Origin of the sequence: Peribacillus asahii (assembly GCF_003570725.1) — a bacterium.
Taxonomy (GTDB): domain Bacteria; phylum Bacillota; class Bacilli; order Bacillales; family DSM-1321; genus Peribacillus; species Peribacillus asahii.
Genome location: NZ_QWVS01000048.1, coordinates 14,222 through 28,631, shown reverse-complemented (window position 1 = coordinate 28,631; position 14,410 = coordinate 14,222). Strand labels below are relative to the sequence as shown.

General features: G+C 37.6%; 9 protein-coding genes and 1 pseudogene. 6 read left to right on the top strand and 4 right to left on the bottom strand.

Annotation, left to right across the window (positions count from 1 at the left end):
* Positions 1-46 precede the first annotated feature (46 nt).
* The 4 genes from D1953_RS18225 to speB all read right to left on the bottom strand — a co-directional run bounded on the left by D1953_RS18225 (position 47) and on the right by speB (position 5,320).
* Positions 47-589, bottom strand: coding sequence for a 3D domain-containing protein (locus D1953_RS18225; protein ID WP_119118580.1), 543 nt, complete (start codon positions 587-589; stop codon positions 47-49).
* Between the two features lie 379 nt (positions 590-968).
* Positions 969-2,606 carry an amidohydrolase gene (locus D1953_RS18220; RefSeq protein WP_342769266.1) on the bottom strand — a complete coding sequence of 546 codons (1,638 nt, stop codon included), beginning with the start codon at positions 2,604-2,606 and terminating at the stop codon, positions 969-971.
* Between the two features lie 16 nt (positions 2,607-2,622).
* Complete coding sequence (locus tag D1953_RS18215; RefSeq protein WP_119118579.1) at positions 2,623-3,966, bottom strand: APC family permease; 1,344 nt, start codon at positions 3,964-3,966, stop codon at positions 2,623-2,625.
* A 388-nt stretch (positions 3,967-4,354) separates the two neighbouring features.
* The gene (gene speB / locus D1953_RS18210) at positions 4,355-5,320 is read right to left on the bottom strand and encodes an agmatinase (protein ID WP_119118578.1); all 966 of its coding nucleotides are present in this window, start codon (positions 5,318-5,320) and stop codon (positions 4,355-4,357) included.
* A gap of 394 nt (positions 5,321-5,714) precedes the next feature.
* Here speB and D1953_RS18205 point away from each other — a divergent pair.
* The 6 genes and pseudogenes from D1953_RS18205 to D1953_RS18180 all read left to right on the top strand — a co-directional run bounded on the left by D1953_RS18205 (position 5,715) and on the right by D1953_RS18180 (position 14,252).
* A pseudogene (locus tag D1953_RS18205) lies at positions 5,715-7,060 on the top strand (APC family permease).
* Positions 7,061-7,269: 209 nt separating this feature from the next.
* Positions 7,270-8,574, top strand: a complete 1,305-nt coding sequence (locus D1953_RS18200) for a Glu/Leu/Phe/Val family dehydrogenase (RefSeq protein ID WP_119118577.1) — start codon at positions 7,270-7,272, stop codon at positions 8,572-8,574.
* Positions 8,575-8,633: 59 nt separating this feature from the next.
* Positions 8,634-8,882, top strand: a complete 249-nt coding sequence (locus D1953_RS18195; protein WP_119118576.1) for a biotin/lipoyl attachment domain-containing protein — start codon at positions 8,634-8,636, stop codon at positions 8,880-8,882.
* Between the two features lie 155 nt (positions 8,883-9,037).
* On the top strand, positions 9,038-11,179 hold the full coding sequence (locus tag D1953_RS18190) for a sigma 54-interacting transcriptional regulator (protein WP_119118575.1): 2,142 nt from the start codon (positions 9,038-9,040) through the stop codon (positions 11,177-11,179).
* Between the two features lie 184 nt (positions 11,180-11,363).
* Positions 11,364-12,857 (top strand): aldehyde dehydrogenase family protein, encoded by a 1,494-nt coding sequence (locus D1953_RS18185; protein ID WP_119118574.1) that lies wholly within the window; start codon positions 11,364-11,366, stop codon positions 12,855-12,857.
* Between the two features lie 21 nt (positions 12,858-12,878).
* Positions 12,879-14,252: a putrescine aminotransferase gene (locus D1953_RS18180; RefSeq protein ID WP_119118573.1), complete on the top strand. Its 1,374-nt coding sequence runs from the start codon at positions 12,879-12,881 to the stop codon at positions 14,250-14,252.
* Positions 14,253-14,410: the final 158 nt, after the last annotated feature.

Below are 14,410 nucleotides of genomic sequence, written 5' to 3'. Positions count from 1 at the left end.
AGAAGAAAAGCTCCCAAAGCTATGCTTTAGGAGCGGTATTACTTGATTATTTATAAACAGTTACTTTGACTGTTTTTACGCCCCAATTAAGGGCTTTTTGTTTAGAAGCAATGAATACGTCAATTTTATTTCCTTTAATGGCTCCGCCTTTATCAGCAGCAACAGCCTGGCCATAACCCTCCACATGAACCTTTGTGCCAAGTGGAATGACTTTTGGATCGACGGCAATGGCTTTAACAGTAGGGTTTTTCTTTAAGTTTAATCCAGTTGCTGTTATACCGCTACAGCCTTTACAATTTGCCGTATATGCTGTAGCTTTTACCTTAATTGTTTTATGGACAGCTTTCTTTGTACTAGATGCTTTTTTAGCTGTTGTTTTCTTTACCTTTAACACTTGCTTTGGTCTAATTGTATTGCTTTTTAGGTTATTCCAACTTTTAAGCTGACTAACTGTAATTTTATATTTTTTAGCGATTTTCCACAATGAATCGCCTGATTTTACCTGGTATGTACTCGCAGCCGATGAAACTCCGGAAAAACTAAATACTAAAAGTGTTGCCGTTATAATGGACATTAGTATTTTTTTCAATTGAATAAGTCCTCCTTTGTTCTTTAATGTAGACTTAGAATAACAGAAAAATATGACAGGGCCGTTGCAATATATTGGTAATGCCATTACGAAATGATGTCGGAATGTGGCTTCTGTTACAAAAATTTCAGCTAACTTGAAACTAATCTCTAAATCTTGGACATGCTGATACTTAAACTAAAAAGGACAGACTCTCCAAAGGGAGAAGTCTGTCCAAAATCAAAAAATTCATCCATCAACTCTTTAGACTAGTTGCATAAGACTAGGGTTACTGAAAATCCTTCACTTTTTTATATTTTCTTCAAGTTTTTGCACCAGAACCATTTTAATGGTGTGTAAAGCGGAGAACAATCAACAATACATGTAGTAGCTCTCTTCCTTACACATGAAGGTTAGCTACGTCAGTAACACTTCTATTCCAAATCTTCTTTCCATCCATAATCGTTAGTTCTACCTTTGTTTGTAGTATTTCCTCTTTTGAGACTGTAAATAAGTTTCGGTCAAGCACGATAATGTCAGCTAATTTACCGCTTTCAATCGTGCCTAGCTCATGCTCGCGAAACACACTGTAGGCAGAACCAAGTGTATATGCTTTTAAAGCTTCTGCTAGCGTTACTCTTTCTTGTTCGTTCCATGTATCTATTAATGTACTATCTTTACGTGTTGCAGCATGATAGATTTCTAACATCGGTTCTAATGGAACAATCGGATAATCACTACTATATGAAACGACAGCACCTGAGCGTACAAGTTTTGCATTCGGATAAATATACGGATATTTTTCAGCACTAACACGTGTTGTATGGCTTTCCCTTGGCATCAATGCTATATGATAGGGCTGAATCGATGGCATGACTCCTAATTGTGCAAAACGAGGAATATCTTCTGGTGCAATTACTTCAATATGTTCTAATGCATGACGAGCATCTCTTTTGCCATTTACACTTTGAGCTTTTTCATATAAATCTAATCCTAGACGAACTGCTCCATCGCCAATAGAATGAAAACGAATTTGGAATCCTTCTTTATCTGCTTCTAGTACCCATTTTTCTAGTTCTTCAACAGAATAGGCCACTTCCCCCACTGAATCCGGCTTGTCCGTATATGGATCAAGCATAAAAGCTGTGTGACCAGTAACGACTCCGTCAATGAATTGCTTTAAACCGGCTAATTTCAACTTACCTGAATTATATTGTTCTCTTAGCTTTTTAGCTGTTTCAATATCCCCATTCAATGGCGGATATACATGAAAGCGAGTTGTTAACAATCCTGCTTCATCAAATTCTTTATAAATAGCATAAGCTTCTAGTTTTTCATGTGCACGGCTCGCGTATAAATCGTTGACGGAAGTAATACCAAGTTGAGCAGCTTTGTCCAAAAACTGAGCGACCATACGAGAGAATGTTTCTTTTGGAAAATCATAGGCAAAATCAGTGACTAATGAAATCGCCGTTTCTATAAGAATTCCTGTGGGCTCTCCATTATCATCTTTATAAATGATCCCATATGCCGGATTTTCGGTATTCCTTGTAATTCCAGCCATTTCAAGTGCTTTTGAATTCACCCAACCATAATGCCCTTCTGCATGTAGCAAAACAGCTGGACGATCCGGTAAAACGGCATCTAATAGATAACAAGTCGGGAATTCTTTATCCCCCCAGGCGGTATGATCCCAGCCTGTCCCGATAATCCATTCTTGATTGTTCTGTTCTTCGCTATATACTTTTACTTTTGCCACAGCTTCATCAGCAGACTGCACATCTGTTAGTGATACGCAGTAATGGCTGAACAGACTTCCTAACATAATATGCAGATGAGCATCATGAAAACCAGCCATTACCAATTGATCCCCAACATCTATTACTTCAGTTTTATCGCCTTGGAATACCAATATATCTTCTTTTTTACCAACTTCTAAAATTCGGTTTCCTTTAATTGCTATTGCTAACGATTCAGGCTGTTCGCTTAATCCTGTAAACACGCTATTACTTTTGATTATTATATCTGCGTTTGTCATAATCATTTCTCCTTTTTTAAATATGTTCACCTGATAAATTCATTTCTGGTGGTGATTTCCTTAGTCCTTTTGTTAAAAAAAGTAAGTATACAAACCCAAGTGTAAACCAAATTCCTCCAAGTACTTTTGAGTGAATATCTAAGTTCACAAGTAGCCATATATCAAGAATGGATCCAATAAGTGGGATGATTAAATATAGAACGGCTCCTTTAAAAGATCGTTGTTTGTTCTTGATAAAATAATAAGAAATGACAGAGAGGTTAACACAAGTGAAGGCAAGAAATGCTCCGAAGTTTATAAACGAAGCAACTAATGTCAAACTTAAAACCAATGCAAGTAGCGAAAATCCACTAATTAAAAGAATGTTATTAACAGGAGTGTTATATTTTTTATGAAGGGCTCCGAAGAACTTCTTCGGTAATTGTCCATCACGCCCCATTGCATAGAGGACACGCGATGCACTTGCTTGAGAAGACATAGCAGATCCAAAGGCAGTGAGCCCGTAAACAGCCAAGAAGAAAGTAACAAATGTTTTTCCGCCAACAAATGTAATAATCTCGCTGGCTGCCGCATCCGCATTAGTGAACGTATCATATGAAGGCCAGACATTATGTGCAAAATATGATACGGCTATAAATAGAATGCCACCCGTAAACATAATGATATAGACTGCGCGAGGAATGTTTTTTTCAGGTTGAACCGTTTCTTCAGCAAACGTTGTAGCAGAATCAAATCCAAGAAATGAGAAACAAAGAAGAGCTGCCCCTGCGACGATGAAAGAGAAGGGCTCGTTCGTATTATAAAAAGACTCAAAGCTCCAAAGTGTCCCCGTTCCTGCACCACCAGTAATTTCACGAATAGATAATCCAATAAATATCGCAATAAAAAGCAAAGAGAAAATGGTAAGCAGAGCATTGGTTTTTGTCGCCATTTTCACGCCCAATACATTAATCACCGTCACAATCAATAGTAGACCTAATACCCAAACGTATGCCGGTACAGCTGGAAAGGCTGCGGAGAAGAAGATACTAAATAACAAGTAATTAACCATTGGGATGAATAAATAATCCATTAAAATCGACCAACCTACTAGAAAACCAGCATAAGAATTGATTGATTTTTGTGTGTATGCATACGCTGAACCTGCCGAAGGAATCACTTTTGCCATCTGTCCATAACTGTATGCGGTAAAGAGTATCACAATTAAGGCGAGTAAGTAGGAGCCTGGGACCATACCATGAGATATTTCTGCAGCGATTCCATATGTACTAAACACAGTAGCCAATGCCATAAAAGAAAAACCAAATAGAACAACAGGAATAAGAGTTAATGACCTTTTCATTTCTTTCGAATCTGACATATAAAGCCCCCTTTATTTTCTGATTTAGCTAATATACATAAAATAAAGCAAAAAACATGCCAAATTAAGGCGGATTGTAACGTTTTTCTTTTGTAATAACAAATAAATTGAAGATAAAGGGGAAAATGAGGAGGGGAGATGTATATTTTAAATAAGAATTACATTTTGTGATTATTCAATATTGCATACTCTATTCAAAAGTGAATAAAAAATCGACCTATCTAAAGTCATCTACTTTAAAACAGTGTTTTTTATGAAAAGGCTCTGAAATTCAATTTCTCATAGATTCGAATACTTATGGGTAACTTATGATTATAAACCAAAAAGAAGCAGAACCTCGTTAAGGTCTGCTTTTTCTTCATTTCATAAGCTTGCATTCAATGAAATACTATGAATTATTTTGGCGCGATTTGTCTTGTTTTTCTTCCTTTATCTTTAAGGCTACTAAACTAGCAAAGTCATGAATGATAGTGGCTGCTAATAGTGATGTGATTTGTGTTGGATCGTAGGGGGGGAGAACCTCCACCAGATCGAACCCGATAAAATTAAATCCATGTAGAGAACGAATCATCTGAAGGGTTTCAAAGCTACTTGGACCGCCAACCTCTAGGGTGCCTGTACCAGGGGCATATGATGGATCCACAAAATCAATATCGAAGCTTAAGAAACATGGCGTATCTCCGATGATATTCTTAACCTGCTTTAGGACATCCTCGATTCCTCTATCTTTTAATTCAGCAGTAGTAATCACCTTATAGCCTAAATCTGTGCTAGCATCTATATCTCCGGGATGATTAAGCGTACCTCTAATTCCAATTTGGAACACTTTATCCGTTTGAAGTAGCCCTTCCTCATAAGCGCGGATAAAAGGGGAACCATGCCAATACTTCTCATCATAATAGGTATCCCAGGTATCTGTATGTGAATCAAAATGGAGTAGTGCGACCGGTCCATATATTTTTGCGGCGGCACGTAGGTTTGCCAATGTTACTGAGTGGTCTCCACCAATACCTATTGGAATGATTCCTTGTTTCATCAAGTCTGTCATTGCACTTTCAATTAACTCATAGCTTCGGTGGATATTATGAGGGATGACTGAAACATCCCCAATATCAATCGCATTACAGTCATCAAACGGGTATACCTTGTGAATTGGATGGTAAGGAAATAGAGTCATAGATGCCTGACGGATTGCCTGTGGGGCAAACCTTGCTCCTACCCTGAATGATGCAGCTGTATCAAAAGGCAAACCTACCACGGCTAATTTAGCATTTTCTCTTGAGGCAGGTAATCGCATAAATGAGCCGGTCGTACAGAACTCTGGTTTTACGTCAGGGGATAGTGGATATTTCATTTTGTATTCCTCCAATTTTTTTAGTCTCTCTTTGTTAAAGTTATGCAAATATCATGCCAACTCCGAGTTCTCTATTAAAAAGATCTTTGGTGTACTCTAAATCTAGATATGATTTAGAATATTTATGAAGAAAAGAATAATTTATGCAGAACTGAATGGATTATACGAAATCGATTCATCTCCTAATCTAGTTTATAACTCCAATTTTCTATCTAATATTGCGTCATTTAAAAGTTTTTTTGGCATTTTTTATCAAATGTCGGAGTGTGGCACAAGATATGCATTTTGATATTATGAAGACCTTAGAAATTTGAAAAAGAAGGGAGGATTCTTAATTTCAGCTAATTTGATGGGTTAACTATAAAAGGAAAGCGCAAAAAAGGGGGAATGATAGGTGGAAGATGGTGCTAAATTGAAAAGATCACTAAAATTATGGCAAATCGTTATGATGGGGCTAGCTTATATGACGCCCATGGTCGTATTTGACACATTTGGTATTGTCTCTGAAATTACGGAAGGTCATGTCCCAACTGCCTATATTATTGCATTGGTGGGTATGCTATTTACAGCTGCAAGCTATGGAAAGCTTGTAAAGATCTTCCCTACAGCAGGTTCTGCCTATACTTATACGCAAAAGGCGATTAACCGACATTTAGGGTTTTTGGTAGGATGGTCCTCATTGTTAGATTATCTCTTTTTGCCAATGGTAAATGCATTGTTGACTAAAATCTACCTTACAGCACTATTTCCAGAAGTTCCAACATGGGTATGGGTGTTTTTATTTGTAGGAATTGTTACGATTCTCAATCTTCGGAGCGTTAATCTACTTGCTAATTTTAATGCCCTTTTTGTTTTCATTCAGGTTGCCATCATGGTAGTTTTTGTCATCCTTGTTGTAAAGGGTTTGCATAATGGTGAAGGTGCAGGAGAAGTGTTTACAATGCAGCCTTTCTTTACAGATGGAATGAACTATTCAGTTTTAATTACCGGGGCTACTATTCTTTGTTTTTCTTTCTTAGGGTTTGATGCAGTAACGACACTGGCAGAAGAAACACCAAATCCGAAAAAAACGATTCCGAAAGCGATCTTTCTTACTGCCCTTTGGGGGGAATTATTTTCATCACTGCTTCATTCTTTATTCAGCTCTTTTTTCCGGATATGTCTCGGTTTAAGGAGCCAGAGGCTGCTTTACCAGAAATCGCTCTTTATGTAGGAGGGAAGCTGTTTCAATCGATTTTTCTTTGTACAACTTTCGTCAATACGTTAGCATCAGGGCTAGCATCACATGCCAGTGTCTCACGTCTTTTATATGTTATGGGCCGTGATAAAGTGTTTCCGGAAAAATGGTTCGGATATATTCATCCTAAGTGGAAAACACCAGCTATTAACGTTGTCATAGTTGGGGTTATTTCATTATCAGCCTGTTTCTTTGATTTAGTCACGGCAGCATCACTAATTAACTTTGGTGCATTAATGGCCTTTACTTTTGTAAATCTGTCAGTGATTAATCATTTTGTTTTACGGGAAAAGAAGCATCGAACTATAAAGGGGTTCTTCAAATACTTAATTATGCCTTTAATCGGCGCTTTATCAATTGCTATTCTCTGGATTAACCTCGAGACTAGCTCACTAGTAATGGGGTTAGCCTGGTTCATCATTGGTTTTGGTTATCTCTTATATATTACAAAGGCATTCCGGAAAGCTCCACCTCAATATCAGGTTGAAGAAATTCAGGCATAAAGGAAAAAACGCATTCTATTAGGATGCGTTTTTTTGATTGTCGTTTATTTCATCATTCGATTTTGACATTATGCAAATTTGAATGACTTATGAATTTATACATATATTTGGCTGAATGCAGGGCTGATATACCAACGAGTAATATGATGTTAAAGCTGGCACGAAAATTGCTTTATATATTTATAAGAATAAAAAAATGAGGTGCTAAAATGGCAGGGAAAACTGAGGGAATTGTAAAAAGCCAAAGGGTAAATCAAGAGAGTGAAAAGGATAATTCTTTGCAAGAATTCCAGGATATCTTAAAAGAAGCAATTGGAGTTTTGAACTATCCAGATCAAGTTTTTGATTTTATAAAAACACCAATGCGGTTTTTAGAGGTCAGTATTCCTGTTCAAATGGACAATGGTGAGACAAGGATGTTTCAAGGATATCGGGCTCAGCATAATGATGCAATGGGTCCAACGAAAGGAGGGATTAGGTTCCACCCAGATGTCACTCCAGAAGAAGTGAAGGCTTTGGCGGGGTGGATGAGTTTGAAATGTGGAATAACAGATCTTCCATATGGAGGGGCAAAGGGTGGCATTGTCTGTGATCCTAGAAAGATGAGTTTTCCTGAGATAGAACGATTAAGTAGAGGGTATGTGCGGGCGGTTAGTCAAATAGTGGGGCCGACAAAGGATATTCCTGCACCGGATATGTATACAAATTCTCAAATAATGGCTTGGATGCTAGATGAATACTATCATATCAGGGAATTTGATTCACCTGGCTTTATTACAGGTAAGCCACTCTCATTAGGGGGATCAAAGGGTAGGGAAACAGCTACTTCTAAGGGAGTATTATATACGCTTCAAACGGTTAGTGATTTAAAGAAAATTCCTATTCAAGGGATGCGGGTAATTATTCAGGGATTCGGAAATGTTGGTAGTTATTTAGCGATGTATTTACATGAATTAGGGGCAAAGGTTGTCGGAATAGCGGATGTGCTTGGTGGTTTATATGACCCCGACGGCTTAGATATACCGTACCTTTTGGATAATAGAGACTCGTTTGGAGTTGTTTCGAATAGATTTAAAGATTCTTTATCCAATCAAGAATTATTAGAAAAAGAGTGCGATGTGCTCATTCCTGCTGCTATTAGCGGAGTGGTCAACAAACAAAATGCAAGGCGATTACAATGCAAAATTTTAATTGAAGCAGCAAATGGACCAACTACAAAAGAAGCCATTAAGATTCTCGATGAAAAAGGTATATTACTAGTCCCGGATATTTTGGCGAATTCAGGGGGTGTAATTGTCTCTTATTTTGAATGGTGCCAAAACAACCAAGGATATTATTGGACAGAAGAGCTTGTCGATCAACGATTAAAAGAAAAAATAACAGTCAGCTTTTTGAAGGTCTATCATACTTCTAAAACGTTTTCCGTGAACATGAAAGTAGCCGCCTATATAGAAGGAATCCGTAAAGTAGTAGAAGCATCCCGGCTTCGAGGATGGATCAGGTTCCAATCTTAAACAACTAATTAGGGAATTAATAGGTATTTGAAGAATACTTAAAGAAAGGGATGATGCATATGTATGCTGATGTGATTCTTAGTCCTTGTCATGGTGTCGTGGAAAAGATTTCAATCAATGAAAATTCAAGATTCTACGCATGGAAACCACTATTTCATATTAAGACAGCAGATGGGCGTTTGGAAATCGTTCATACATGTGTCAACGGAGAAGTAGAATCATTAGAAGTTTTGGAAGGGGAACATGTAGTAACCGGAATGGTCCTCGCCTATTTTAAAGAAGATTTATTCGTGATTGGCAGTGATTAATACAGCAAAAAGAAGATGATTCCATTCATCTTCTTTTTGCTGTATTTATTATTTTTTCTAGTAAAAGGAACAATAGGAATTTATTGAATTTTTCTGAAAAAGTATTGTAGAATGTTAACAATACCCATATTAAGAGAAAATAAGGAGGGTTACATATGTTTGCAATCGCTAAAGAAAAGATTAGACCACTCATTACAATAGCTATAGATGAAATAGAAGAAGATCAACATATAGAAATTATGGGCATTAAAGAACCCTTTTTATTCTTGATTAAACAAGAGAAGTTATTTTCATATGTTAATATGAACACTCTTTCACAGGGGATCAAAGAGGGTTCACCATTAACATTAAGAGACTTATTGAATCATTCAAAAACGATTGACAGTATCTGTAAGCTCAATGAGCACATTTCGTTACCTGTTCTCTTTCAAATTATTGGGGAACCATTTGCGATTATCAAAGAGGAAGATGAGAAACCAGCTGGTTATATACGGCGTGAGGATATTCTTGCTGAACTTTTTAAGCAAGAGAATCAGAATATCGATTTGTTAAAAATCATCCTAACCTCGATACCTATGGGGATTTTTGTAATAGATAAGGAAAAGCGGATTATTAATTATAATGATTCGGGCTTGAAGATGATGAAAGCTACGGCAGAGAAAGTTATGAATGTGCAAGCTGAATGTATTTTTAACGGTGAACACATAAACAATGTATTTGAAACAGGCGAAACCATCCTTAATCAGCTGCAAATTAGAGATGAAACGGGTGTCCTCGTGGATTATAGCCCAATCTTTAATTTTGAACAGATTGTTGAGGGCATTGTGATTGTCGTACAGGATTTACCTATGGTCGAAGAAATGGCAATGGAAATTGAGTATATCAAAGATTTAAATAAAGATATGAACGCCATATTATCGAGCATTTATGATGAAATTCTCGTCGTAAACCATAAGGCAGAGCTAATTCGCTTCAGCGACAGCGTAATTCCTGGATTCTGGGATACGGATTTAAAGGAATCGATCGGTAAAAATATCTTGAAGCTGGAGGAACGGGCGTTATTTAGTCCATCTGTCATTAGACTCGTTTTAGAAAAAAAGAAAAGGGTTTCTGTTGTGCAGGAGACTAGAAATGGGCGTAAGATTCTTGCTGTCGGAAATCCAGTTTTCAATGATAAGAATGAAATAGATAGGATTATTGTTGCATCCAGGGATATTACTGAAACAACACGCTTAAAAACAGAGCTAAAAGAAATGAAAAAGATATCGGAGCAGTATAAAAAGGAATTAGATGATTTTAAAAATAAGGATCGATTTACTAAGAAATTGATTTATCGAAGTTCAAAAATGGAACAAATCATAAATCAGGCCAGAAAAATAGCAGACTTTTCTTCGACTGTCCTTCTATATGGGGAATCGGGTGTAGGAAAGGAAGTCATTGCTCAGGCTATTCATCAACTCGGAAGTCGTTCTTCCAAGCCCTTTTTAAAACTAAACTGTGGAGCAATCCCAGAAAACTTATTAGAAAGTGAACTTTTTGGATATACGAAAGGTTCTTTTACAGGTGCTGATAAAAATGGAAAAGAGGGGTATTTTAAGCAAGCAGATAAAGGGGTTTTGTTTTTGGATGAGATTGGTGAGATGCCCTTACATCTTCAAGTAAAACTTTTGAGAGTACTGCAGGAACAAGAGGTTATTCCAGTTGGGAGTACATCACCTATTAAGGTGGACGTTCAAATTATTGCAGCGACAAATAAAAGGCTAGAAAAGATGGTTGAAGCCGGTAGTTTTCGAGAAGACCTTTTCTATCGCTTAAATGTAATTCCCCTCCATATACCTGCATTAAGAGAAAGGGTAGAGGACATTTCAGTACTGGCTTTTCATTTTCTTCAACAACTAAATTATAAATATAATAAGGACTTCAATCTCACTCCAGATGCGATTAATGTTTTAGAATTTTACTCATGGCCGGGGAATGTAAGGGAACTTCAAAATATCATTGAGAGATTGGTCGTGTCATCTGAGGAACAGAACATTACTTCTGAATTCGTGAGTCAATTTCTTTCTTTGGGATATGATGTGAAAAAATCAAAGCCGGTCATTACAAGGGTAATGCCTTTGCAGGAGGCTATGGATCACGTGGAGGAACAGCTCATACTCCTAGCAATGAAGCAATATAAAACAACAACAAAGGCTGCAAAAGCATTAGGAATTAGCCAATCATCTGTTAGCCGTAAGTATCAAAAAATAGTAAATGAAAGAAGTATAAATATAAACAATACGATTTCATCCATCTAATAATAGAGCCGATTCAGTCATTTCTGAATCGGCTTTTTTGATTATTCAATTTTTAATAACTTATTCAAAATTGCATAAAGTCTTTATCGATAAGTAAGAGGATTCCTTTATTACTAGGTTTCTATTAGTTGGCACGCTTCTTGCAATATAGATAAATAAGAACTTTAAAGGAGGATGTTCATATATGGTTGATTTGAAGGTGAAAGCTATTGATTTAAGCATGTACATTAATGGCGAATGGAGAAAATCTCAAAACGAGGAAAGGCGTCCTGTTTATAATCCTGCTACTGGAGAAATTATTACCTTTGCACCTGAAGGAAACATTGGTGATGCCAGGGAAGCGATTGATGCAGCACGTAAGGCATTTGACGATGGTATTTGGTCAGATTTGCCTGCTGCAGAAAGAGCTGCTTATTTATTTAAAATTGCAGACAAGATTGAGGAGTATCAAGAGGAATTAACTAGTCTTGAAACTTTGGATAATGGTAAAACTCTGCGTGAGGCGGGTTACGATGTCGCGGATGCAGCAGCGTGTTTTCGCTACTATGCAGGTCTAATTACGAAACCTGATGGCCAAACGTATCATGTGGCCGATCCGATGCAGGCCATGGTGGTACGTGAACCAGTGGGCGTTTGCGGTCTTATTGTCCCATGGAACTATCCTCTTTTAATGAGTGTATGGAAGATTGCTCCAGCGTTAGCAGCAGGAAATACAATTGTTTTTAAACCATCTGAGGTTACTCCGATTACGCCTAAAAAACTATTTGAAATTTTTGAGGAGGTTCAACTGCCTAAAGGCGTAGCGAATATGGTGATGGGAGCTGGACCTGTAGTAGGAAATGAAATTGCGGAGAATCCCCAAGTAGATATGATTTCTTTTACGGGGGGAACCAAAACGGGGAAACATATCATGAAAACAGCAGCGGACAGTATGAAAAAGGTCTCATTAGAGCTTGGTGGTAAATCACCTAATATCATATTTGCTGATGCAGATTTTGAAACGGCTGTCGATTACGCTCTATTTGGCATCTATTCTGGTGCAGGGCAAGTATGTTCGGCAGGTTCCAGAATTCTTGTAGAGGAAAGTATTTACGATAAGTTTGTAGATCGCTTTGTAGAGCGGGCCAAGAACATCAGGGTCGGGCCAGGCAATGATCCGAATTCTGAAATGGGTCCTCTTGTCAGCAAGGAGCATTTGCAAAAAGTATTGAGCTACATTGAAATTGGAAAACAGGAAGGTGCCCGTATTGCCTGTGGTGGAAACCAGATTGTCTCGAATGGTTTAGAAAATGGATATTTTGTGGAGCCAACTGTCTTTGTTGATGTCAAAGCGGATATGAGAATTGTTCAAGAGGAGATATTCGGACCAGTAGTTGTCATCCAAAAATTCAGCACGGAAAAAGAAGCAATTCATCTTGCTAATGATACCGTCTACGGGCTAGCAGGAGCTGTTTTTACTAACGATGGAGCAAAAGCTTTACGGGTCATTCGAAAGATTAAATCTGGAATTACTTGGATTAATGCTTATCATCCTACGTACAATGAAGCTCCATGGGGTGGTTACAAACAAAGTGGTATCGGACGGAGCTTGGGAACATTTGGATTTGATGAATTTCAAGAAATTAAACAAATTAACATTAATTTACAGGTAGAGCCAATTGGCTGGTTTGAAAACTAAAATTATATAGGAGTGATGAATATGAGTATCAGTTTAAATAGTGAGTTAAAACAAAAAGAGAATCAAAGAATCAATGAGTATATTAATAAGGTTTTAAGCTTAGTAGAAAAAGAAGTCGTGACTGAGGAAGAGGCAAACTGGATTACGAAAGAAACGTTAGATGGATTTAGAGATCACGTAAATCCAGGGTTTCTTTCTTATCGTAAAACAGTAACAAAGGATGGCCAATTTGCTGCTGTTGAATGGTCTGATGGGGGCGCTTGTTTTAAAGATATCAACGGTAATGAATATATAGATTGTCTTGGTGGATTTGGAATTTACAATGTTGGTCACCGTCATCCGAAGGTTGTAAAAGCGGTTACTGACCAATTAAAACGCCAGGCATTGCACAGTCAAGATTTATTAGATCCTTTACGCGCCATGCTTGCCAAGATATTAGCAGATATCACACCGGGTGATTTGAAATATGCTTTTTTTACAAATAGTGGAACAGAAAGTGTGGAAGCAGCTTTAAAGCTTGCCAAAATGTACAGTGATCGTACAACTTTCATCGCTACAGCGCGTGCTTTTCATGGGAAAAGTTTAGGTTCTCTATCAGGTACGGCAAAAGGCATGTTCCGTAAACCATTCCTGCCTTTAATACCTGGATTCCGCCACGTGCCTTTTGGAGATATCGATATGATGAGAAAGACGTTTGAAACATGTGCCTTAGTTGGAGAAGATGTAGCTGCTGTTATTCTAGAGCCAATTCAAGGTGAAGGTGGCATTATCTTACCACCGCCAAATTACTTAAAACAGGTAAGAGAGCTTTGTGATGAATTTGGTGCATTATTAATTTTTGATGAGGTTCAAACAGGGATGGGACGTACGGGTAAAATGTTTGCGGCCGAATTGTTTGATGTAGTACCCGATATTTTATGTCTTGCTAAAGCATTCGGTGGTGGTGTAATGCCTGCTGGAGCAATTGTTGCAAAAGAAAAGGTATTTGAAAGCTGGTTCCCTAATCCGTTTATGCATACGACTACTTTTGGAGGTAATCCTTTAGCGTGTGCAGCGGCAATTGCCACCATCAGTGTATTACTTGAAGAGAAATTACCTGAGAGAGCATTAGAAGTAGGAGAATATTTCTTGAAAGGTTTGAGAGAGGTTGCTAAGGACCATAAGGATAAAGTTCTTGAAATCCGTGGCCAAGGTTTAATGATTGGAATTGAGTTCCACAAGGATGAAATCGGTTATGAAGTTTCGAAAGGTATGTTTGATAGAGGAGTTCTTGTGGCTGGAACGCTCATCAATTCTAAAACAATCCGTATTGAACCATCGTTAACGATTAGCTATGAAGAGGTCGATACGGTTATCAATACTTTTAAAGAAGTGTTATCGCAAATAGAGAATTAACCTAAAAACAATTCACAAAAGCTAATCCGATTTCTAGCGGGTTAGCTTTTGTGTGCTTGGTAGCAAGCTAGTTATGCTAGATTTTCTTACCTCGTTTCTATATCGATTGAGCATGGTTATTTCCCTTCTTAGCAGATTGCTACTATCTTCTTTGTGTA